The organism is Psychroflexus torquis ATCC 700755 (genome assembly GCF_000153485.2).
GTDB lineage: Bacteria > Bacteroidota > Bacteroidia > Flavobacteriales > Flavobacteriaceae > Psychroflexus > Psychroflexus torquis.
The window spans coordinates 1637738-1660915 of sequence record NC_018721.1 but is presented as its reverse complement, the minus strand read 5'-3'; the positions used below and the strand labels follow the sequence as shown (position 1 = coordinate 1660915).

Genomic DNA, 23178 nt, shown 5'->3' with positions numbered 1-23178 from the left:
GAAATATGTTTTCTATTTTGCTTAACAAAAATTAATAGATGAAGTCCAAAACGTTTTTATTGCTCATTACCTCCGTATCTGCACTTGGTGGATTTTTGTTTGGTTATGATACAGGTGTTATTAATGGTGCTCAATACTTTCTGAGTCAACACTTTGACTTAGATCCAGCTTTAAAGGGTTGGGTCGTTGGGTCGGCCTTAATAGGGTGTCTTGTAGGGGCCCTGAGTGCGGGTTACCTAAGTATGAAAATTGGTAGAAAGTACTCATTAATTATCTCTGCAGCTTTATTTACAATTTCAGCATGGGGCTCAGGCTTACCTTCTTTTCTACCTGATTCAGTTAGCTTATTGGTGGTTTTTAGAATTATAGGTGGGCTTGGTATAGGTATTGCCTCTATGTCTGCTCCTATGTATATTGCCGAAATTGCCCCCTCACACAGGCGTGGAACTTTAGTTACCTTTTACCAATTGGCTATTGTTATTGGTTTTTTTGTAGTGTTTTTGGTAACTTACTTTATTGGTGATAAGTTAAGTGTCGCTGAGAACATTTCCTTTGGCTGGCGACGAATGTTTTGGTCGGAGTTAATTCCTAGTAGCTTGTTTTTGGTTCTGCTATTTTTTGTCCCTAAAAGTCCAAGATGGTTATACCTGATGCAAAGACCTGAAGAAGGGTATGGCACTCTTTTAAAAATCCATGGTAGTGAATTGGCCAAGATAGAGGCTCATCAAATTCAGGATTCGATTGATCAAAATCTAGAAAAGCCTAAAGTCAACTTTTTTTCGAAAGCAATTTTAGGTATTATACTCATAGGGACTATATTTTCAATGTTACAACAATTTACTGGGATTAACGCCGTGTTATATTATGGCTCAGATATTTTTGAAAAAGCTTTAGGTTTTGGGAAAGATGACGTTATTGAACAACAAATTCTTTTAGCTTTTATTAATTTGATTTTCACTTTTATCGCTATGTTCTCTGTAGATAAATTTGGAAGAAAACCTTTGGTTTATATTGGATGCGTCGGTATGATAATTGGATTTTCTTTACTCGGTATTAGTCTTCAACAACAAAGTGTTGGGTTGGTTTCTCTGATAGGCGTATTGCTTTTTATCGCTTCTTTTGCCATGTCTATGGGACCTGTAGTTTGGGTTTTGCTTTCCGAGATGTTTCCTAATCGAATTAGAAGTGCCGCCATGTCTATTGCTGTTGCAGCCCAATGGGCTTCGAATTACGTTGTATCACAATTTTTTCCTGTTGTTTCTGAAAGTGAGACTAATATGAATAGCTTTTGGAATGGATCATTACCCTATTTTATTTTTATAGGATTTATAATACTTATCATAGTGTTTACTTACAAATTTTTACCAGAAACCAAAAACAAATCACTTGAAGAGCTTGAGGATATTTGGGATTAAGACTTACAATCTTTACAATGTTAAGTTTCATGTATCCCTACATGTTTGCCTATTCTTTTGCTTTCTAGGATCCAGTCACTCTCAGGAATTGCCTCCTGTTTTAAGTTTTTCGCCAAAAGACTATCAAGCTGATAACCAGAACTGGTCCATTACACAAGGAGAAAACAAGCACATCTATATAGCCAATAATAAAGGACTATTGGAGTATGATGGGGAGGCATGGGCGCTATACCTTTCTCCTAACCAAACCATTCTTCGCTCTGTTTTTTTTCATGATGACAAAATATATTCAGGGAGTTATCGGGAATTTGGATTTTGGGAAAAACAGTCTACAGGTGCTTTAGTCTACAATTCACTATCTCTCGATATTATCGATTCTATTGGTACAGATGAACAATTCTGGACCATTGAAAGGCTTGAAGACTGGATCATTTTTCAATCTTTAGATCATATATACACTTACCATACTGATGATAAGTTCGTAAATAAAATTCCTATTGAAGGTTCAATTTCAAAAATGTTTAAGTTAGAGTCAGATCTTTATTTTCAGATTGTAAATAAGGGGCTTTTCAAAATTGAAGATGGCAACCCTTTATTGGTTTCAGATCATGCCTTCTTTACAACCAATCTTATCACTAATCTTTATACCTATAAGAATCAAATCTTGGTGCAAACCGAAACAGAAGGCATTTATACATTAGAGGAAGTCCCTCAATTATGGCCTTCAAATTCTACTAGCCTTAACACCTTTAATGTATATGCGAGTTTACAAAAGACTGACGGAGGTATAGTTTTAGGGACTATTTCTCAGGGCGTTATTTTTCTTACTCCCGAAGGTCTTATTACGAATCAAATTTCACAGCAAGAGGGCCTTACCAATAATACAGTTTTATCTGTCTTTGAGGATAAAGACAGTAATATTTGGCTTGGACTCGATAATGGTATTGATTGTGTTAATATAAACTCTTCAATTAGTGTTTTTAATGATGATAAAGGAATTTTAGGCACCATATATACTTCCATCGTTCACCATAATCGTCTCTATTTAGGAACAAATCAGGGTCTTTTCTTTAGAACAGTTGAAAGTCCTGGCGAGGACTTTCAACTTGTGGAAGGGTCTAAGGGACAAGTATGGACTCTTAAAACCATTGATGACACCTTATTTTGTGGCCATAACAACGGGACGTTTGTGGTGGGAGATACCGACTTTGAGCAACTTTCTGAGTTGCTAGGTACATGGTGTTTCAAGTCGGTTCCAAACCAACCAAGCCTTATTATACAAGGTAATTATTCAGGATTGAGTGTTTTAGAGAAGGTGACTGGTCAATGGCAGTTTCGTAACAAAATCAAAAATTTTGACGTGTCTTCAAAATTTGTTGAATTTATATCACCCACTGAAGTTTTAATTGATCACGAGTATAAAGGTGTTTATCGCATAAGCTTAGATAAAGATTTTACTCAAGTTTCTAAAATTCACCAATACGTAGATCTAGAAAAAGGCCTATATTCTAGTTTGGCTAAATTTAAAGGCCAAGTCTATTACGCCCAACAAAAAGGCATTTGGAAATTTCAGATGGAAAATAATACTTTTCAAAAAGACAGTTTATTAAGCCAGATGTATTCTGAAGAGACTTATTCCTCTGGGAAATTGTCAGTAACTGAAGGAGAAATTGGACTCTGGAGTTTTAATAAAAATAGTGTAGATTTTACCTTACAAGGTAAATTGAATGAGAATTACAGGTTAGCTTCCATTCCAATTACCTCGGATTCTAGAGGAACGATGGCTGGTTATGAAAATATTCTTCAGTTAAGTGACGATGAATACTTATTAGGCTTTACACAAGGCTATATGGTCATCAATTATGATAAATTTTCTAAATCAAAAATTGATCAACCTCTAAATTTAACTTCTATAAAGTACTGGGAAAATGGAAAAGAATCCGTCTTTCTGGCTAAAGATCAACCAGCAGTATTAAAGAATAAGTTCAATAATATTCATTTTAATTTTAGTGTACCACACTTTGAAAAATACTTTTCTTCCGAATATCAATTTCGGCTTAAGGGGTTTTTAGAAGACTGGACCGCATGGGGGTCACAAAATGAAATAACATACAGTAATCTGGCTTCCGGCGATTACGAATTTCAGGTGAGAGCAAGAATTGGAGAGAGTTATCAAAAGAGCTCCAAATCGTTTATATTTACTGTAGAGCGTCCTTTTTCTTTTTCAAACCTTATGCTTATTGTTTATCTTTTAACTTCAATTGTTTTCTTTTTAGTGATTCACACTATTTATAAACGCTATTATAAAAAACAAAAAATTGAACTAAAGCGGAAAGCCAATCAAGAATTAGAACTTAAAGAACTAGAAAGTGAGCAAGAGCTTATGCAAGTTAAAAATGAACAGCTCAAACAGGACATAGAAACTAAGAATAGAGAGTTGGCTGTCTCTACGATGAGCTTAATCAAGAAAAATGAATTTCTAAATTCAATTAAAGAGGAACTCCAAAAATCAAAACCATTACAAGCTTCTTCTAGGAATGTGATTAAGATTATCGATAAAAATATCAACAATTCAGACGATTGGAAGATCTTCGAAGAAGCCTTTAATAATGCAGATAAAGACTTTTTGAAAAAGATGAAATCCAAACATAATTCTCTAACACCAAATGATTTAAGACTTAGCGCTTACTTGCGTTTGAATTTATCGTCCAAAGAGATCGCACCGCTCTTCAACATATCTACGAAAAGTGTTGAAGTGAAGCGATATCGTTTGCGTAAAAAAATGGACTTACCGCGTGAAATTGGCTTAGCAGATTATATTTTGGAAATTTAGAACCAATACAATTGCTAATTTTAACTCTACATTACCACTACAAAAGGCTTAAAAAACACAAATATAACGTTGTAGTTAAAAATTTAACAATTCTATTTAGCTTACTACAAATGGGCTATGAGGTAGTGTTATAATTCAGAAATCCAGAATTTTAACATCTTGTAGTTTTTTTGTAATTCCTATAAAACTAATTGTGACGTACTTAGTGTTAGATTTACTTTAAACAAACAACAGATATGATTAAAAATTTTTTGTTATCGACGTTTTGCTTTTTTTCGCTTTGTCTGTTTTCGCAGGTGAGAGATATTGAAGGCAGTGTGGCAGATAAAGAATCTGGGATGCCATTATTAGGGGTGAATGTCATTGTAGAAGGCACTTCACAAGGGACAACCACAGATTTTGACGGTAACTTTATATTGCCTTCCGTCCAAGAGGACGCAACTCTTGTATTTTCCTATTTGGGGTTTAAAACTTTAAAGAGGAAAGTGGCAGGAAAATTCCAATTTGAAGTCCAACTAGAGGCAGATACTGAAGCTTTAGACGATGTAGTCGTTATTGGATATGGTTCGAGTAGTAAACGAAAAATCACGGGTTCTATTTCTACTGTTAACTCTGAATCAATACAGGATCTTGAACCTATCAATGCCGCAACTGCACTACAGGGAACTTCTGCAGGAGTAACTGTAACTCCTCAATCTGGTGCGCCTGGGGCAGAATCTAATATTAGAATTAGAGGAGTGTCAACCAACGGAAATAGTTCTCCACTAATTATCCTAAATGGTGCCCAGTACGACGGAGGTTTAAACTCCATTAATCCACAGGATATTGAGTCAATCACAGTTTTAAAAGATGCACAAGCTGCCATTTATGGTTCCATAGGAGCCAACGGGGTTGTTCTTATTGAAACTAAGAGAGGAGAAAGAAATCAATCTGCAGTGATAACATATAATACTTATGTTGGCATACAAGAAACAACAAGGGAATTGTCTTTATTGAATGCCAATGAATATGTGCTACTGACCAATGAAAAATATGCTAACGCAGGTCAGGATTTGCCATTTACTAATCTATCTCAAATTAACAATAATACAGATTGGCAAGATCAAGTCTTTGAAACTCCTACAGTTGTTAGCAATAATGTATCCATAAGAGGAGGGTCTGAGAATACAGATTACTCCTTCAGCGCATCTCACCTAGACCAAGGTGGTATTGTTGCTCCAGATAAATCTAATTTTAAGAGGTCCACAGCCAGCATCTCCATAAACACAGATGTGAGGGATTTTTTAAATGTGAGTGCTAATGTGTTTTTTACAAATAATAGATCTCAAGGCATAAATTCATTTGGACTTGGCTCTGTTCTTTTTAACGCCATTAATATTGCCCCAGTAATCAATCGGAACCAGAATAATTTGGATGGAACTATAGATTTGGGAAACGAAGTGGTTAACCCACTAGCGCAAATTAATAATACCTTCAATGATTTTGAGAGCAATCGATTAAGTGGTTCTTTTAAAGCTGAATTGGAATATATCAAGGATTTTAAATTAACTGCCAGATATGGATTCAATTCTTCTAAACTAAACAATAGGGAGTTCTTCCCAGAGTTTAATTTTGGTAATGGAAAGGTTTTTAATCGTCCCTTTAATCAAGTCAATCTCAACCAACAAGATTTCTACGATTATACGTTTGATTTATTTAATACGATCGAAAAAACGTTCTTCGACGATTTAGATGTAAACTTTACACTAGGAACAACAGTTTTTAGAGCTCATGGTGAGGGACTTTTTGGTTCTAGAACAGGAGTCCCTAGAAATAGCTTTCAGTTTGCAGATTTAGATTCTGCTATTGGAGTTGGAGATAATCAAACCAATGGTTCATTCGTTAACGAATTCAGGAGATTATCTTATTTCAGTAGAGTAGAGTTTTCGTATTTAGATCGCTATTTATTATCGGGGATTATACGCCGTGATACCTCTTCTAATTTTGGACCAAATAATGCCTCTGCATGGTTTCCTTCGGTTACTGCAGGTTGGATTATGACTGAAGAAGATTTTATAGGAACTAATAATTTTATAAATTTTGCAAAATTAAGAGGGAGTTACGGTCAATTAGGAAATGATCAAATTGGTAATTTTCTTTTTCTTTCAAGACTCAACGGCGAAGCGACCTATGTTTTTGGAGAAGACCAAAGTTTAACAGAAGGCCAAGCTTTAGGTCCTCTGGCTAATCCGAACGTCAAGTGGGAAATTTCAACAAAATTAGACCTTGGACTTGATCTTGAATTTTTAAACAGGGACTTACGAGTAACATTCGATTATTATAGAAATGAAAGAGAGGATTTGTTAATACCTAGTATACCAACCTCTGGTATTTTTGGAACTTCCGCGCCAGGGAGTTTAGCTCCTACAATTAATGCAGGTACTGTTGTAAATAAGGGTATTGAATTGTCTTTAAACTATAGTAAAGAAGTTAATGATGATTTCTCCTTTAGTGTGAATTATAATTTGAGTACTGTAGATAACGAAGTTACCCAAATAAACGGAGCACCATTTCTTGAAGGTGGACAGTTTAGTGTAGGACAACTTCCACCCTCAAGAATGGAGGTTGGTCTACCAATAGGTTATTTTTATGGTCTAAAAACCGATGGGATTTTTCAGTCCCAAGCTGAAGTAGATGCACATCCTTCTCAAGCTTTGCTTGGAGCAACGGCAAGACCTGGTGATATAAGGTTTGTGGATGTAAATGGTGACGGGACAATAAGCCAAGATGATAGAACCTATATTGGAGATCCTATTCCTGACGTTACTATGGGTTTTAATTTATCTTTCAATTACAAAAACTTTGATTTTAGTGCCTACTCATTTGCTAATCTTGGTAGCGAAATTGTAAGAAATTTTGAGCGTGATCAAGTTAATGTGAACATGTTAAGTCGCAGATTAGATCGTTGGACAGGGCCAGGTACTTCCTCTACAGAGCCTAGAGTTTCCGCAGGGGCAACTGCAAACAAATTATTCTCAGACTATTTTGTTGAAGATGGTTCTTTCCTTAGGATCCAGACCATCTCTTTTGGATACTCTTTACCAACGGAGGCTTTAAAAACTGTAGGACTCACTTCTGTAAAAATCTATGCAAAAGTAGATAATGCTTTTACATTTACAGAATACTCAGGTTACGACCCAACTGCATCTACTGGTGCTCCAATAGGAGGTGGAATTGACTTAGGCTTTTACCCCCTTCCTAGAACATATACATTAGGACTAAATGTTAAACTTTAATACAGAACAATGATGAACACTTTTTATAATAAATGCGTATTGATTTTAATAGCATTTGCTTTGGTATCTTGTAGTGATGATTTTGTAGATGTAGATCCTCCTTTTCAGTTAACTTCGGGAACATTTTTTGAAACGGAAGACGATTTTCGAAATTCTCTAGTAGGCGCTTACGATCTTTTGCAAGCGACATACATCAATGTGATACTTGGAGAAATAGCATCTGATAATGCCAATGCTGGAGGAGAAAGTGCTACAGATGTTGTAGGATGGCAGCAAGTGGACAGAATGATACATACTCCTGTAAATGACGATATTGATAATGTTTGGGATTTTAATTTCGCTGGTGTGTTTAGAGCGTCTTATATTATTGAAAATAAAGATAAGATAGACTTTGACGGAAAAGAACAGATTATAGCTGAAGTCCGCTTCTTAAGAGCTTACTTCAATTTCGAATTAGTGAAATGGTTTGGACCTATCCCCATTAAACCAGAAGGGCGTTTTGAATTAGGAGAAGAGACTTCTATACCAAGAGCTTCTGTTGAAGATGTTTATGCCTACATTGAAAATGATTTGAGTTTAGCAATTCTAAATTTATCCCCACAACCACTTCAAGTTGGACGGGCCTCCAAAGCTTCTGCCCAGGCTTTACTCGGCAAAGTACACTTATTTCAGGATGAGTTTGGCTTAGCAGCAGCTCAACTTAACGATGTTGTAAATTCAGGATTCCGTCTTTATGGAACCATACCAGAAGAAGATGTTTTAAATCTATTCGAATATGAAGCAGAAAATAGCGCTGAAGCTGTATTTGAAATTCAATATACAGGTACAGAAGGTGCTGGATTTGGTTGTCTTCAGTGTAGTGAAGGAAATGTGATGGTTGGATTTAGTGGAGTAAGAGGGTATGATGGACCGCGTTATGAATCTGGCTTCGGATTTAATTTGCCTACACAAGAAATGTTTGATGCTTTTGAAACAAACGATTTACGAAGAGAACTAAGTATTTTAGATATTGAAACTTGGGCTGCAGACACTGGAGCAACTTTTACTATAGGAAATCAAGACCCACAAACAGGTCATACAGGATATTACAATAGAAAATATATTCCTCGGCAAAACGATAATCTTGGAGATCCTAATTTGACACAGCCTAATAATTATAGAGCTATACGTTTTGCAGATGTTTTACTGATGGCTGCAGAGGCCTTAAATAGAGGAAACATCAATGATGTTTTAGCTTTAGATTACGTGAACCAAGTTAGAAATAGAGCAGGCTTGCCAGATATAAATGTTTCTGGAAGTCAGCTTACAGATGAAATATACAGACAAAGGCGCTTAGAGCTAGTTGGTGAGGGACATCGTTTTTTCGATTTGGTAAGAACGGGCAGAGCTGCTCAACAAATAGAGGGCTTTACAGCAGGGAAAAATGAAGTTTTTCCAATACCCCTAGAAGAAATTCAATTTTCTCAAGGCAATTGGGAACAAAATCCTAACTACTAAAAAAACAAACATGAAAAAGCATATTTATATACTTTGGCTTAGCATCATCACAGTGTTCACCGTGGGATGCTCTGAGGATGAAGGCCTACAAGAGGTGTCTATAGCAGCACCCTCTAATGTGGAAGCTAAAGTCACGTTATCTCAGGACAATTCTGGAAATGTAGAAGTCCTTCCTTCAGCGGAAAATGCCAATACTTTTTTTATTGATTATGGAGATGGAAGTCCAGTTTCAGATACATTGAGCTCTGGAGAAACGTTCTCCCATATTTATTCAGAAGGAAATTTCGATTTGATCATTGTGGCCTTAAATGTCTCGGGAAAAACCACTAAACTTATTAAACCTGTAGAAATTTCGTTTTTACCCCCAGAAAACCTAGAAGTGGTCATAGAAAACGATAATATACAATCTAAAACAGTTAACGTTACCGTAAATGCTGATTTCGCGTCTAGTTTCGAAGTCGATTTTGGAGAAGATGGAAACGATTCAATTTTAATTGGAAATATTGAAGAAACTGTTTCTTTCACTTATCAAGAGGTTGGCTTTTATACAATTACTTTAGTTGTGAGTGGATCCTCTTCTGAATCAACCACATTTGTTGAAGAAGGTTTTGAGGTTACTGAAGTACTACAACCCGTAGTGGCAGCTCCTACACCAACAACACCTGCACCTAATGTTATTGCTATATATAGTGATGCATATACACCTATTACTGTGAATGAATTTCCAACTGAGTGGTCCAATACTGGTTTTGAAGAAATACAAGTGGAAGGCGATAATATTGTCAAGTATTCGAACCTAGCTTTTACAGGTATCGTTACAGACTATGAGAATCCAACGAATTTAACTAACATGGATTTTGTTCATTTTGATTACTGGTCTACAGATGCTACTGCGTTAAGCTTTAAACTTGTCAATACCGCTTTAAACCCAGTTCAGGAAGATATTGAATCTGCTGGTTCAATTGTTCTTGGGGAATGGGTGAGTGTTGATATCCCACTAGATGATTTTGATATGGACAGGTCTCAAGTCACACAATTGTTATTTGATACTTTAGGTAACCTATCTACCGTTTTCATCGATAATATCTACTTTTATACCGATGCTCCTACAGAACCGCTATTACCAGCCCCGGAGCCTACTGTGGATGCAGCAAATGTGATTTCAATATACAGTGATACATACACGTCCATTACAACAACTGAGTTTCCTACTCCTTGGTCAGGTTCAGGTTTTGAAGAAGTTCAAATTGAGGGTAATAATACAATAAGATATTTTGATCTCGATTTTACGGGTATTGTAACAGATTATGATAATCCAACAGATTTAACAGCCATGACTCACTTGCATTTTGACTACTGGACCCCAGATGCTCAAGGGCTCGGAATAAAACTTGTCAATACAGCTTTAGATCCACTTCAGGAAGATTTAGCTTCGGTTGGTGATGTAAGCTTAGGACAATGGGTTAGTGTAGATATTCCTTTAGCAGATTTTGACATGGATAGGTCTCAAGTCACACAGCTAATTTTTGATAATTTAGTGGAAGATGATGCTAGCATTACTGTGTATATAGACAACTTTTACTTCTATAATTAAAATATATTTAAATGAAAAATTACAGGTATTTTACTTTAAGCTTATTAGCTTTCATTTTGATTATAAGTTGTCAAGATGACGATAATCAGTTCGGGACTACAGAAGCTCCTTCCAATTTACAGATTGACTTTTCTATAGTTAATGCCGATACAGAAAATGAATTTGGAGATGGAAGTGGTGCTGTAGAATTTACTGCCACTGCTGATAATGCTATCAATTACAAATACATTTTTGGAGATACCCAAGAAGCTCCAGAAACCAATGGCAGTATTTCGCATACTTTTAATTTAAATGGAGTAAATACGTACACGGTTACGGTCATAGCTTCTGGTAAAGGAGGAACTCAAACCAGCACTTCTTCAGAGGTGACTGTTTTAAGTTTATTTGACGATCCCGCGACTAGAGCCTTTCTTATTGGAGATAATCCTCCAGAAGATAACAATAATGACCCTGTTGCTACAAAAACGTGGTATGTTGCTTTTCAGGAGCCAGGTCACTTAGGAGTTGGTCCACTTGATTCTTCAACGCCAGACTTCTTTGCAGCTCCTGCTAATGGGTTAGCTCAATGCTTTTATGATGATAATTTTACCATAGCAAACGCACCAAATGGAATGTCATTTAACCACTTCAATCTAGATCCAGATGGGGTAGGAGTCACATTTTTTAATGCTGAGTTTAATACTGTTGGTGGTGGTGGTGGCCCAGATGATCAATGCTTACCTTTTGATGTTTCTGGTGAAAAATCCTTAAGTTTATCTTCAGCGACCTCTGGCTTACCAGAAGGAGTGAGTACTGGAACTCAATTCTCTGTTACAGATGGAGGCTTTATGGGTTATTATATCAATACAAGTTCTTATGAAGTTTTAGAAATTAGCGAAAGCTACCTTTACGTCAGAGCAATTTCTGGATCACCAGGAGGACCTTTAGCATGGTATCAGAAATTCACTACCAATCCTGATGGATCTGTAGAGGGAGGTGATGGGGGACCTAATCTCTTAGAAACTGAATATGAAAATTTACTCTTTGAAGAGGAATTTAATGTAGATGGTGTTCCAGATCCAAACATTTGGAATATCGAAATTGGTAATGGTGATAATGGATGGGGTAACGAAGAATTACAATATTATACAGAAGATAACGTGACTGTTGAAGATGGTGTTTTGAAAATCACAGTTAAAAGAGAACCTACTAATGGGTTTGATTTTTCATCGACACGTATGACGACTTTAAATAATTTTTCTTATGAATATGGTAGAGTAGAAGTCAGAGCAAAACTTCCTGAAGGAGGGGGGACATGGCCAGCGATTTGGATGCTAGGAGAAAATTTCCCTGATGTTGGCTGGCCTGAAACTGGAGAAATTGACATTATGGAGCATAGAGGAAATCAACAAGATGTGATTCATGGTTCTTTACACTTGCCAGGTAACTTTGGGGGTAATGCTATTACTGAATCAACAACTGTAGCTGGAGTTTCACAAGAATTTAATAATTACACAGTAGAGTGGTCTGCAGAACGTATTTTATTTGCTGTTAATGATGTTGTGTATCATGAATTCGAAAATACATCAGGGACGCCCTTCAATAATCCATTCTTTTTAATTTTAAATGTGGCAATGGGTGGTACTTTTGGTGGTGCAGCAGATCCTGCATTCACAGAAAGCACAATGGAAGTGGATTACATAAAAGTTTATCAATAAATGAAGTATTTACGATTGATGTATTTGGGGCTTGTGGTATTGTTTTTAGCATGCCAACACTCTCCAAACAGTGAAAAAGACGCCTCAAAAGAAATAGATCAACAGGTCGATGAACTCCTTTCTAAAATGACTTTAGAGGAGAAAATCGGTCAGATGAATCAATATTCTGGCTTTATGGACTTTACAGGTCCTCAACCCAATGAAGGAAAAGCGGCCAATAAGTTAGAACAGATTAAAAAAGGTTTGGTTGGTTCGATGCTAAACGTTCATGGAGTAGAAAACATAAAGGCTGTTCAAAAAATAGCAGTTGAAGAAAGCAGATTGGGGATTCCGCTAATTTTTGGCTTCGACGTGATTCATGGATATAAGACTGTAAGCCCTATTCCTCTTGCTGAAGCGGCAAGTTGGGATTTAAAAGCCATCCAAAGATCTGCAGAAGTTGCAGCAGAAGAAGCTTCAGCGGCGGGAATTAATTGGACGTTTGCACCCATGGTTGATATTTCTAGAGACGCCCGTTGGGGCCGTGTCATGGAAGGAGCTGGTGAAGACCCCTTTTTAGGAAGTGAAATTGCTAAAGCTAGAATACAAGGGTTTCAAGGTGATGATTTATCTGCTGTTAACACGGTTGCAGCTACTGCAAAACATTTTGCAGCCTATGGTTTTGCTGAGGCAGGTAGAGAATATAACACAGTAGATATTGGAACTTCAACTCTTTATAATGTGGTGTTCCCCCCTTTTCGAGCTTCTTTAGAAGCAGAGGTAAAGACAGTGATGAACGCTTTTAATGTGGTTAATGGGATTCCTTCTACTGGAGATAAATTTCTGCTAAGAGATATCCTTAAAGGGAAATGGAATTTTCAAGGCTTTGTGGTTTCAGACTGGGATTCCGTAGGTGAAATGGTTGCGCATGGTTTTGCAAAAAATGGCCGTGAAGCAGCTAAGTCAGGAGTCATTGCAGGATCCGATATGGATATGGAATCCTACCACTATGTAGAGCAATTGGCTAGCCTTGTTAAGGATGGTGAAGTCGACGAAGCACTTATCACTGATGCTGCACGTCGTATTCTGAAAGTTAAATTCGAATTAGGTCTTTTTGAAGATCCCTATAAATATTGTTCAGTAGAAAGGGAAAAGGAAACAATTTACAATCCAAAATTCAAAAAAGATGTTTTGGATATGGCTAAAAAATCAATTGTTCTCTTAAAAAATGAGAACAATACGTTACCTCTAATATCTTCAGGACTAAACATTGCAGTAATTGGAGCTTTAGCTGATGATAAAACGTCTCCTTTGGGAAATTGGAGAATCGCTGCAGATGATGGCACTGCTGTTTCTGTTTTAGAAGGATTAAATGCGTATAATAAAAACAATTATACTTATTCTAAAGGTGCAGATGTGGTTACGGGTGAAAAGCGATTTACCAGAGAGCTAACTATAAACAACACCGATAAAAGTGGTTTTTCTAAGGCTATTGCTACAGCTAAATCTGCAGATGTAGTCATCATGGTTTTAGGAGAGCATGGTTTACAGAGCGGAGAAGGCCGAAGCAGAACTCGATTGGATTTACCAGGAGTACAACAAGACCTTTTAGAGGAAGTGTATAAGGTAAACCCCAATATTGTCTTGGTTTTACAAAATGGAAGACCTTTAGCTTTACCTTGGGCAGATGAGCACATTCCCGCTATATTAGAAGCATGGCATTTAGGATCTGAAAGTGGTAACGCTATTGCTGAAATCCTTTATGGAGATTACAATCCTAGTGGAAAATTACCGATGACGTTTCCGCGTCATGTCGGGCAAGTTCCTATTTATTACAACCATAAATCGACCGGCAGACCTAAGCTCCCCTCTCCTGGAGAAGTATTTTGGTCACATTACACCGATGAAAAGCACACGCCCTTATATCTTTTTGGATTTGGATTAAGTTATACCACTTTTGATTTTGAGGAGTTAACAATTGATAATTCATATACAGAAAACAAAACAGTAAGTGTTTCAGTAAAGGTGACTAACACGGGGCGAAAATCAGGAAAAGTCACTACACAACTTTATCTGCAGGATGAATTTGCAAGCGTCACTAGACCCGTTAGAGAATTAAAAGCTTTTGAACAGGTGGACCTAAACCCGGGAGAAAGTAGGGTTTTAAGCTTCCAACTTCAAGATAAAGAGCTTGGATTTTATAACAACGAAGGTGAATTTTTAATAGAAGAAGGTGGTTTCCAAGTTTATGTTGGTGAAGACTCTCAAGCTCAGCTTTCAAATTCTTTTGAACTTTAAAAGTTTTGAAGGGGGTTGTGTAAATGCCTCTATTTGTAGGATAACTATACTGGTATTGTTTTCCCAAGATTATGTGTTTGGGATACAATAATTGAGAAGCCTACTAGGCTAATAATCGGGTAAATGGTGTGTTGAATTGTACTAAATTAATAAAAAATTAAATTTAAAGACTTCTTAAAATAGCTTATGTTTGATAATTTTAACTTTATGCTACTCTGTTATGATCACTTTAAAGGAACTTGCTAAACAACTAAATGTCTCTGTCTCTACCGTGTCTAAAGCACTTCATGATGCTAAAGATATCAGTGAAGGCACCAAAAAGCGCATCAAAGAAGCTGCGCAACTTTATAATTATAGACCCAATAAAACGGCTCTTGCACTTAAAGTTAATAAAACCAACACGATAGGGGTCATTATACCTGATATCTTAAATCCTTTTTTTGCTCAAGTACTTCATGGCATCGAAGATTATGCAACAGAACATAATTACGATACCATTGTTTGCGTAAGCCATGATCAGTTGAAAAAAGAGGCGCAAAGCCTTGATTTATTGATGCAAGGACGAGTGGATGGGTTTATTCTTTCCTTATCTTCAGAAAGTCTAGCTCAGGATAATTTTTTACACATAGACCAAATTGCACTAAATAAAAAAGGATTAGTTTTATTTGATCGGACTACAGATCAAGTTGACTGCGACAAGGTCGTCATTGATGATAAGAGATCGGTTTATGATGCCACACGAATTTTAATTTCTAAAGGCAAAACCAAAATTGCTTTTGTAAGCAATATAGAGGACCTAAACTTAGGTCAGTTGAGGAAAGAAGGCTATGAAAATGCACTTAGGGATCATGGCATAGAAGTTAACTACAGTTTAAATTTGGATCTTACGGGATCTTCAGACCCTCATGGTCTTATTAAAGCCTTCCTGTCTATGCAGGAGATCGATGGTGTCATTTCAGCAGATAATACCTCTTCCCTGATGTTTAAGAGTATTTTAAAATCAGAAAGGCCTGATACCAATTCTGAAATCCCGCTGATTGGATTTTCAGATGAGAAAAACTCACTTTTGAGCTACCCAAGAATCGACTATATAGATCAAAATGCAATGAAAATTGGATCTAAAGCTGCTGAATTACTCATTAATAGACTGGAGTCTAAAGACCTTACCTCCAAGCCTATTACTTTTGAAATGCCTACTGAAATACATCTTTATTAAAGACTTAACTTTTTTGTTTTTCAGTTTAAATGAAAATTATTAAAGAATTTAAAGAGTTCGCTATTAAAGGGAATAGGTTCGATATAGCTATTATTATTTGAACGGCTTTTAGTAAAATTGTCACCTCTTAAGTGAATGATTTGGTTATGCCCATTCTAGGAGTATTATTAGGTAAAGTCAACTTCAAGGAGTTAAGCATTATATTACGAGAGTAAATACAAAAGGATGGAGTGGTGCTGTATCCAGTTTTAGAATTTTCCTACGGTAACTTTATCCAAACCCTTACAGATTTTTAATCATCACTTTATGTACACTAGCAGTGATTAAGATCTTTAATAGATAACACCAATTTATTTATACGACATTATAAATTAAATTTGGTAAGAGAACAAAATCCGAGGATCAAACCAATACTATTGAAACTACTCCCAAAAACATTGAGCTTTTAGCTGAAATTCGAGACTTACTGAAGGCACAAAATAAGTCTTAGAAATAATACCTATCCATGATTTATAAAGTAAAACAATCCTAAACGAATTATTAATCTTTAGTATCTTTACTTTTTTAATCAATACATCTATGGGTTTTATTACTGCTAGTGAAATTGCAAATGGTCTCAATTTATCCAAATTTGGGATACTTGGGAATGTAATGGGTAACTTCATTATGCAGACGACTAGGATTTCAGAACTCAATGAAATTTATGATCAATATGCTCACTTGAAAGGGCTTGAATTTGTAGATGCTGTTCTTCTGCATCTCGATGTAGAGTTTGAAATTCCCGAAAAAGACCTCAAGCGTATTCCTAAAACAGGACCTTTTGTTACGATTTCTAATCATCCTTTAGGAGCTGTAGATGGCTTAATCCTTATTAAATTATTTTTAGAACGCCGTCCTGACTTTAAGGTAGTCGCTAATTTTTTGCTTCATCGGTTATTGCCTTTAAGGCCCTACATCATGCCAGTAAACCCTTTTGAAACTAGAAAAGAGGTCAAGTCGAGCCTTTCTGGATTAAAGCAAGCCCTAGCTCACATAAAGTCGGGAAGTCCTTTTGGGGTTTTCCCTGCAGGAGAAGTTTCGACCTATCAGGAAGGTCGACGGGTGGTTGATAAACCCTGGTCTGACGAGGCGATTAAGTTGATTAAAAAAGTAGAAGTCCCTGTGATTCCAGTATATTTTCACGCTAGGAATTCCGCTTCTTTTTATCGCTTATCCAAGCTGAATGACGCGCTCAGAACTGCAAAGCTTCCCAGCGAAATGCTTAATCAAGGGCATAGACCTATTCGTGTAAGGATAGGAAATCCAATTTCGGTAGCAGATCAAAATGATTTACCAGATTTGAATGATTATTCAAGTTTTTTAAGGCAAAAAACCTATTTCCTAGCAAATTCATTCGAAAAGAAATCGCTATTGAAAAATCTCCCTAAGCAGATTATATTTCCTATAAAACGACAACCAAAGACCATTGCTAACGAAATAGCTTGTGAAGCCCTAGAAAGAGAAGTACAAGCCTGTAGAGATGAGTCAAAACGGCTTTTGGTGAGTCATAATTATGAGGTTTTTATTTCAGAGCGTAAGTACATCCCAAATATAGTCTTAGAAATAGGTAGGTTAAGGGAAATTACCTTTAGGTCTGTAGGGGAGGGAACTAATAAATCGGTAGACCTAGATCGTTATGATGATTTCTATCAGCATATGTTTTTGTGGGATAATCAAGCCAAGAAATTAGCGGGAGCTTATAGAATGGGTCTAGGAAAGGATATCTATAAAAAACATGGGATTGATGGTTTTTACCTCAATGAGCTTTTCCGATTTGAACCCGAATTGCATAAGATGTTAAGCGAGTCCATAGAAATGGGTCGTGCGTTTATAACCGCTGAGTATCAACAAAAGCCAATGCCTCTTTTCTTACTCTGGAAAGGAATTGTTCACTGTACGTTGAGGTATCCAGAACATAAATACCTTATTGGAGGAGTGAGCATCAGTAATAAATTCTCTAACTTTTCAAAATCCATGATGATTGAATTTATGAAATCCAATTATTACGATCCCTACGTGGCTCAATTTGTAAGACCCAAAAAAGAGTTTAAAGTCAAGCTAAAAGATGCTGACAAAGATTTTATTTTTGATTCTACTAAGGCTAATTTAAATAAATTTGATAAAATTATAGATGAAATTGAACCTGGTAACCTTAGGCTTCCAGTTCTCATCAAAAAGTATATTAAGCAAAATGCTAAAGTTGTTGCTTTTAATGTCGATCCACTATTCAATAATTCTGTAGACGGGCTAATGTATATTCTTATAGAAGATATCCCTGAAAGTACTGTGAGGCCTGTTATGGAAGAATTTCAGGCCGAATTGGAACAACGTAACTCTAATTAAACCGAAACCTATGCCAACATTATTTTCTAAAATTATTTCAGGAGATATACCGTCTTATAAAGTAGCAGAAGACGATGACTTTATCGCTTTTCTGGATATCAATCCTAATGCTAAAGGCCATACACTTTGCGTTCCGAAGAAGGAAGTTAATAAGATTTTTGATCTAGACGATAAGAGCTATTTAAGTCTAATGGCCTTCTCCAAGACAGTAGCTCATGGTCTTGAGTCTGTCGTCAATTGTAAACGAATTGGTATGGCTGTAGTTGGTCTTGAAGTCCCACACGTCCATGTTCACCTTATTCCTTTACAAACGATGGATGATATGCGTTTTGAAAAGAAAGTGTCTTTAACAGAAGATGAGTTTCAAGAGTTAGCCAAATCGATTAGAGAAAAAATAACTATTTAATGCAAGAGATTGAACGTAAATTTCTAGTCCATTCCGATGTTTATAAGCGAGAAGCTTTTAAAAGCTCAAAAATTGCACAGGGCTTTCTCAATTCTGAAAAGTCCAGAACAGTTAGGGTTCGTATTACTGATAAAAAAGGATTTTTGACGGTCAAGGGGCTAAGCTCAGCTTCCGGATTATCTAGATTTGAGTGGGAAACTGAAGTTCCTTATGAAGAGGCTAAAGCCCTACTTAAATTATGCGAGCCTGGTCAAATTGAAAAGAGGCGCTATTATGTTAATGTGGGAAAACACATTTTTGAAGTCGACGAATTTTATGGAGAAAACCAAGGATTAACCATCGCTGAAATTGAACTCTCTACTGAGGATGAAACTTTTGAGACGCCTGATTGGTTAGCCAAAGAGGTTACAGGCGAGGTCAAGTATTTCAATTCAATGCTTTCTAAAACTCCCTACAAACAGTGGACATAAAAAACTTCCTAAAAGGGAGGTTTTTATGTCCAGTCTTGATAGGTTAGGACCGTGACTTCTAAACTTATTATTGTTTGTTTTTAGCCTCCATGCTCAAGGTGGCATGCGGGACTAATATCAAACGTTCTTTACGAATCAATTTGCCAGTCACACGGCAGATTCCATATGTCTTATTTTCAATACGGATTAGAGCATTTTTCAAATCACGGATAAATTTACCTTGGCGAATAGCCAATTGAGAATTGGCCTCTTTACTTAAGGTGTTACTCCCGTCGTCAAACGATTTAAAGGTTGGAGCGGTATCTTCTGTGTCGTTGTTGCTTCCGTTCTTGTAAGCATCTTCGTATAACTGAAGTTGCTTTTGAGCTTTTTCAATTTTGTCTAGAATCAGTTTTTTGAATTCTGCTAGGTCGTTATCGGAATAATATTCCTTTTGTCTTCTTTGTTCTGTCATTTTATGTTTGTTTTTCAATAGCTAAAACGGTAACCACATCATCAAATTCTATCGGTATTCCGTTTTCAACTTTCTCTGTTAGATTTATAGTATTGGTTAGGGTTTCTGTTTTTATATAGTCTAAGTTATCGTGAACAGCTTTAGAAAGAAATTTTCCATCTTGAAGTTTGATAGCGATTCTATCGGTCACTTCAAGGCCAGAATCTTTCCTTAAGTTTTGAATTCTGTTGACCAGCTCTCTTGCAATTCCTTCATTTATAAGTTCTTCGTTAAGAGTGACATCAAGTGCCACTGTCAATCCATTTCCACTAGCAACCAACCATCCTTCAATGTCTTGAGAAAGGATTTCAACTTCTTCGAGGCTGATCATAGTAGCTTCTCCATTTACCTGTAGCTCAATCACTTTTTGGCTTTCAATGTGTGAGATATCCTTAGCATCCATCTTTTGGATAGCTTGTGCTACATGCCTCATTTCCTTGCCAAATCGAGGGCCTAATACTTTAAAGTTAGGCTTAACGTCTTTCACGAGAATGCCGGAGGTATCATCTATAAACTCTATTGTTTTCACATTAATTTCAGATTTAATAAGCTCAGCCACTTCAGCGATTTGTTCTTTAATATTAGAGTCCAAAACTGGAATCATTATCCTTTTTAAAGGCTGCCTTACTTTAATCATTTCTTTCTTTCGCAAGGATAAAGCAAGCGATGAGATGCTCTGTGCCATCTGCATCTTGTGTTCTAATTCTTTGTCAATATATACAAGATCTTGTTTTGGAAATTTATCTAAATGTACACTCTCTTTGTGATCCCCATGTGTACTTGATGTTAAATCTTTATAGAGTCTGTCTGAAAAGAAAGGGGCTACTGGAGCAGAAAGCTGTGCAATCGTCTTTAAACAGGTGAACAAGGTTTGGTAGGCTGAAATTTTATCGCTTTCATATTCTCCTTTCCAGAAGCGTCTTCGACTCAATCTCACATACCAGTTACTCATATTTTCTTGAACAAATTCTGAAATTGCTCGTGTGGCCTTTGTAGGTTCGTAACTCGCAAAGAACTCATCAACGGTTTGTATAAGCGTGTTTAATTCTGAAAGTATCCAACGGTCAATTTCAGGCCGCTTAGACAATTCAATATCCTCTTCTTTGTACTCAAAATGATCCAAATTGGCATACATAGAGAAAAAGGAATAGGTGTTGTAAAGCGTTCCGAAAAATTTACGTTGAACTTCTCCAATTCCATCTAAATCAAACTTCAAATTATCCCATGGGTTAGCATTGGTAATCATATACCAGCGAGTAGCATCTGGGCCATAGGTTTTTAAAGTTTCAAAAGGATCGGCAGCATTCCCTAAACGCTTGGACATTTTTTGTCCTTTTTTATCTAAAACCAGTCCGTTGGAGACTACATTTTTATAGGCTACATCATCAAAAATCATAGTAGCAATGGCATGTAAGGTATAAAACCAACCTCGGGTTTGGTCTACACCTTCAGCAATAAAGTCTGCAGATCGCCAGGTGTTTTCGACCTTTTCTTTATTTTCAAAAGGATAATGCCATTGTGCATAAGGCATAGATCCAGAATCGAACCACACATCTATCAGGTCTGCCTCTCTCTTCATAGGGTGTCCAGAAGGAGATACCAAGGTGATTTGATCAACGATGTTTTTATGTAGGTCTACAGTTTCATAATTTTCATCACTGAGGTCGTTGATATCGAATTCTGCAAAAGGATCAAACTCCATGACACCTGCGTCTATAGCTTTTTGAATTTCTTCTTTAAGCTCTTTTATAGACCCAATGATGATTTCTTCTTTGCCTTCTTCAGTTCTCCAAATCGGGAGAGGGATTCCCCAGTATCTTGAGCGAGATAGGTTCCAATCGTTAGCATTTGCAAGCCAGTTCCCAAAACGACCTTCGCCAGTAGAAACCGGTTTCCAGTTGATTGTTTTGTTGAGGTCGTGCATTCTATCTTTAAAGTCAGTTACTTTAATAAACCAAGAATCTAGAGGATAATAAAGGATAGGCTTATCAGTTCTCCAACAATTTGGATAAGAGTGAACATATTTTTCTACTAAAAAGGCTTTATTTTCCTCCTTCATCTGAATGGCTATTTCAACATCTACAGATTTTTCGGGAGCTTCTCCATCCTCGTAGTATTCGTTTTTGACATATTTGCCACTTAGATGACCAACTTCTGGTCGGAATCTTCCTTTCAAATCGACAAGAGGAACCAGGTTATCATTCTCATCTTTCACCAGCATCCCCGGAACTTCTGGTTGAGCTTGTTTACAAACCATGGCATCATCTGCACCAAAAGTAGGAGCGGTATGAACTATTCCTGTCCCATCTTGTGTCGTAACAAAGTCACCCACGATAACTCTAAATGCGTTTTCTGGGGTGTAATAGGGTTGAGCAAACTTCATTAATTGCTCATATCTAGATTCTACTAGATCTTTTCCTTTAACAGCTTTGGAAATAAAATAAGGGATTTTTTTATCGCCTTCTTTATAACTTTTAAGTTCTTCTTCTGAGTCGACTTTCAAAAACTTCTTTTTGAAGAGCGAAGAGATAAGATCTTTGGCAGCTATAATATTGGTAGGTTCGAACGTGTATTGATTGTAAGATTTCACCACGACATAATCAATCTTTTTTCCTACGGTAAGTGCAGTATTACTTGGCAGTGTCCAAGGTGTTGTGGTCCAAGCTAAGAAATAAATCTCCCCTTCTATATCGTGTAAGTCTTTTGGCAATGTAGATTTAATAGCTTTGAACTGAGCGGTCACCGTTGTATCGGTAACATCTTGATAGGTTCCTGGCTGATTAAGTTCATGAGAACTTAGTCCAGTTCCTGCTTTAGGCGAGTAAGGCTGTATAGTGTAACCTTTGTAAACTAAACCTTTTTTATAAATCTCGGATAATAACCACCATACGGTTTCCATGTATTTTGACTTGTAGGTAACGTATGGATTTTCCATATCTACCCAATAGCCTATCTTCTTGGTTAAGTCATTCCATACATCGGTGTATCGCATTACAGCTTCCTTACAGGCTTTGTTGTAATCTTCTACCGAAATTTTGGTTCCAATATCTTCTTTTGAAATTCCAAGTTCTTTTTCAACTTTAAGTTCTACAGGTAAACCATGGGTATCCCACCCTGCTTTACGTTTAACTTGAAATCCCTTTTGAGTTTTATATCTGCAAAAAATGTCTTTAATGCTTCGAGCCATCACGTGATGTATTCCAGGCATCCCGTTAGCAGATGGTGGGCCCTCAAAGAAAATAAAGGGCTCCGCGCCTTCTCGCTCGTCTACACTTTTCTTAAAAATAGCATTTTCATCCCAAAAAGTGATGATATCATCTGCGATTCTTGGAAGGTCAAGTCCTTTATACTCAGGAAATTTGTTGCTCATTTTTGCTCGATTTCAAATAGGTCGCAAAAATAAGGATTTTATCTAAATGACACTGCTGTAATTGGAAAATCTAAAATGAACTTTATATTAAATTTTTGTGGCGAGGATAAAGCTAAAAACCATGAATTTAGATACTTTAAATTGATGCAAATTTAGTTTGTGATCTCCAGACGCAAGATTAAAACCTAAAAAAAGTTGAGGGAGGTACATAGGCTTTTAAACCAGCTGCCTTAAATTCCGAAGAAAAAAGCAT

General features: G+C 36.6%; 13 protein-coding genes. 11 read left to right on the top strand and 2 right to left on the bottom strand.

The window, feature by feature from the left end:
- The first annotated feature begins 38 nt into the window (after nt 1-38).
- The 11 genes from P700755_RS07175 (at nt 39) to P700755_RS07125 (ending at nt 19062) form a co-directional block, all read left to right on the top strand.
- Nucleotides 39-1415 carry a sugar porter family MFS transporter gene (locus P700755_RS07175; RefSeq protein WP_015024046.1) on the top strand — a complete coding sequence of 459 codons (1377 nt, stop codon included), beginning with the start codon at nt 39-41 and terminating at the stop codon, nt 1413-1415.
- Nucleotides 1387-4248, top strand: coding sequence for a helix-turn-helix and ligand-binding sensor domain-containing protein (locus P700755_RS07170; protein WP_015024045.1), 2862 nt, complete (start codon nt 1387-1389; stop codon nt 4246-4248). The genes P700755_RS07175 and P700755_RS07170 overlap by 29 nt, the downstream gene beginning before the upstream one ends.
- Nucleotides 4249-4484: 236 nt before the next feature.
- Nucleotides 4485-7523 carry a SusC/RagA family TonB-linked outer membrane protein gene (locus P700755_RS07165; protein WP_015024044.1) on the top strand — a complete coding sequence of 1013 codons (3039 nt, stop codon included), beginning with the start codon at nt 4485-4487 and terminating at the stop codon, nt 7521-7523.
- Nucleotides 7524-7535: 12 nt separating this feature from the next.
- Nucleotides 7536-9020 carry a RagB/SusD family nutrient uptake outer membrane protein gene (locus tag P700755_RS07160; RefSeq protein ID WP_041758211.1) on the top strand — a complete coding sequence of 495 codons (1485 nt, stop codon included), beginning with the start codon at nt 7536-7538 and terminating at the stop codon, nt 9018-9020.
- 10 nt (nt 9021-9030) lie between these two features.
- Nucleotides 9031-10614 (top strand): hypothetical protein, encoded by a 1584-nt coding sequence (locus tag P700755_RS07155; protein WP_015024042.1) that lies wholly within the window; start codon nt 9031-9033, stop codon nt 10612-10614.
- A gap of 11 nt (nt 10615-10625) precedes the next feature.
- On the top strand, nt 10626-12311 hold the full coding sequence (locus tag P700755_RS07150; protein ID WP_015024041.1) for a family 16 glycosylhydrolase: 1686 nt from the start codon (nt 10626-10628) through the stop codon (nt 12309-12311).
- Complete coding sequence (gene bglX / locus P700755_RS07145) at nt 12312-14588, top strand: beta-glucosidase BglX (RefSeq protein WP_015024040.1); 2277 nt, start codon at nt 12312-12314, stop codon at nt 14586-14588.
- A 190-nt stretch (nt 14589-14778) separates the two neighbouring features.
- Nucleotides 14779-15804 (top strand): LacI family DNA-binding transcriptional regulator, encoded by a 1026-nt coding sequence (locus tag P700755_RS07140; protein WP_015024039.1) that lies wholly within the window; start codon nt 14779-14781, stop codon nt 15802-15804.
- A 579-nt stretch (nt 15805-16383) separates the two neighbouring features.
- The gene (locus P700755_RS07135; RefSeq protein WP_015024038.1) at nt 16384-18186 is read left to right on the top strand and encodes a GNAT family N-acyltransferase; all 1803 of its coding nucleotides are present in this window, start codon (nt 16384-16386) and stop codon (nt 18184-18186) included.
- 10 nt (nt 18187-18196) lie between these two features.
- The gene (locus tag P700755_RS07130) at nt 18197-18592 is read left to right on the top strand and encodes an HIT family protein (RefSeq protein ID WP_015024037.1); all 396 of its coding nucleotides are present in this window, start codon (nt 18197-18199) and stop codon (nt 18590-18592) included.
- Nucleotides 18592-19062: a CYTH domain-containing protein gene (locus P700755_RS07125; RefSeq protein ID WP_015024036.1), complete on the top strand. Its 471-nt coding sequence runs from the start codon at nt 18592-18594 to the stop codon at nt 19060-19062. Before P700755_RS07130 ends, P700755_RS07125 begins: the two co-directional genes overlap by 1 nt.
- A 67-nt stretch (nt 19063-19129) precedes the next feature.
- On the opposite strand, the gene P700755_RS07120 is transcribed toward P700755_RS07125, so the two are convergent.
- A complete protein-coding gene (locus tag P700755_RS07120; RefSeq protein WP_015024035.1) occupies nt 19130-19516 on the bottom strand; it encodes a TraR/DksA family transcriptional regulator in 387 nt (128 codons plus the stop codon).
- 1 nt (nt 19517) lies between these two features.
- Nucleotides 19518-22925, bottom strand: coding sequence for an isoleucine--tRNA ligase (gene ileS / locus P700755_RS07115; RefSeq protein ID WP_015024034.1), 3408 nt, complete (start codon nt 22923-22925; stop codon nt 19518-19520).
- Between the last annotated feature and the right edge of the window lie 253 nt (nt 22926-23178).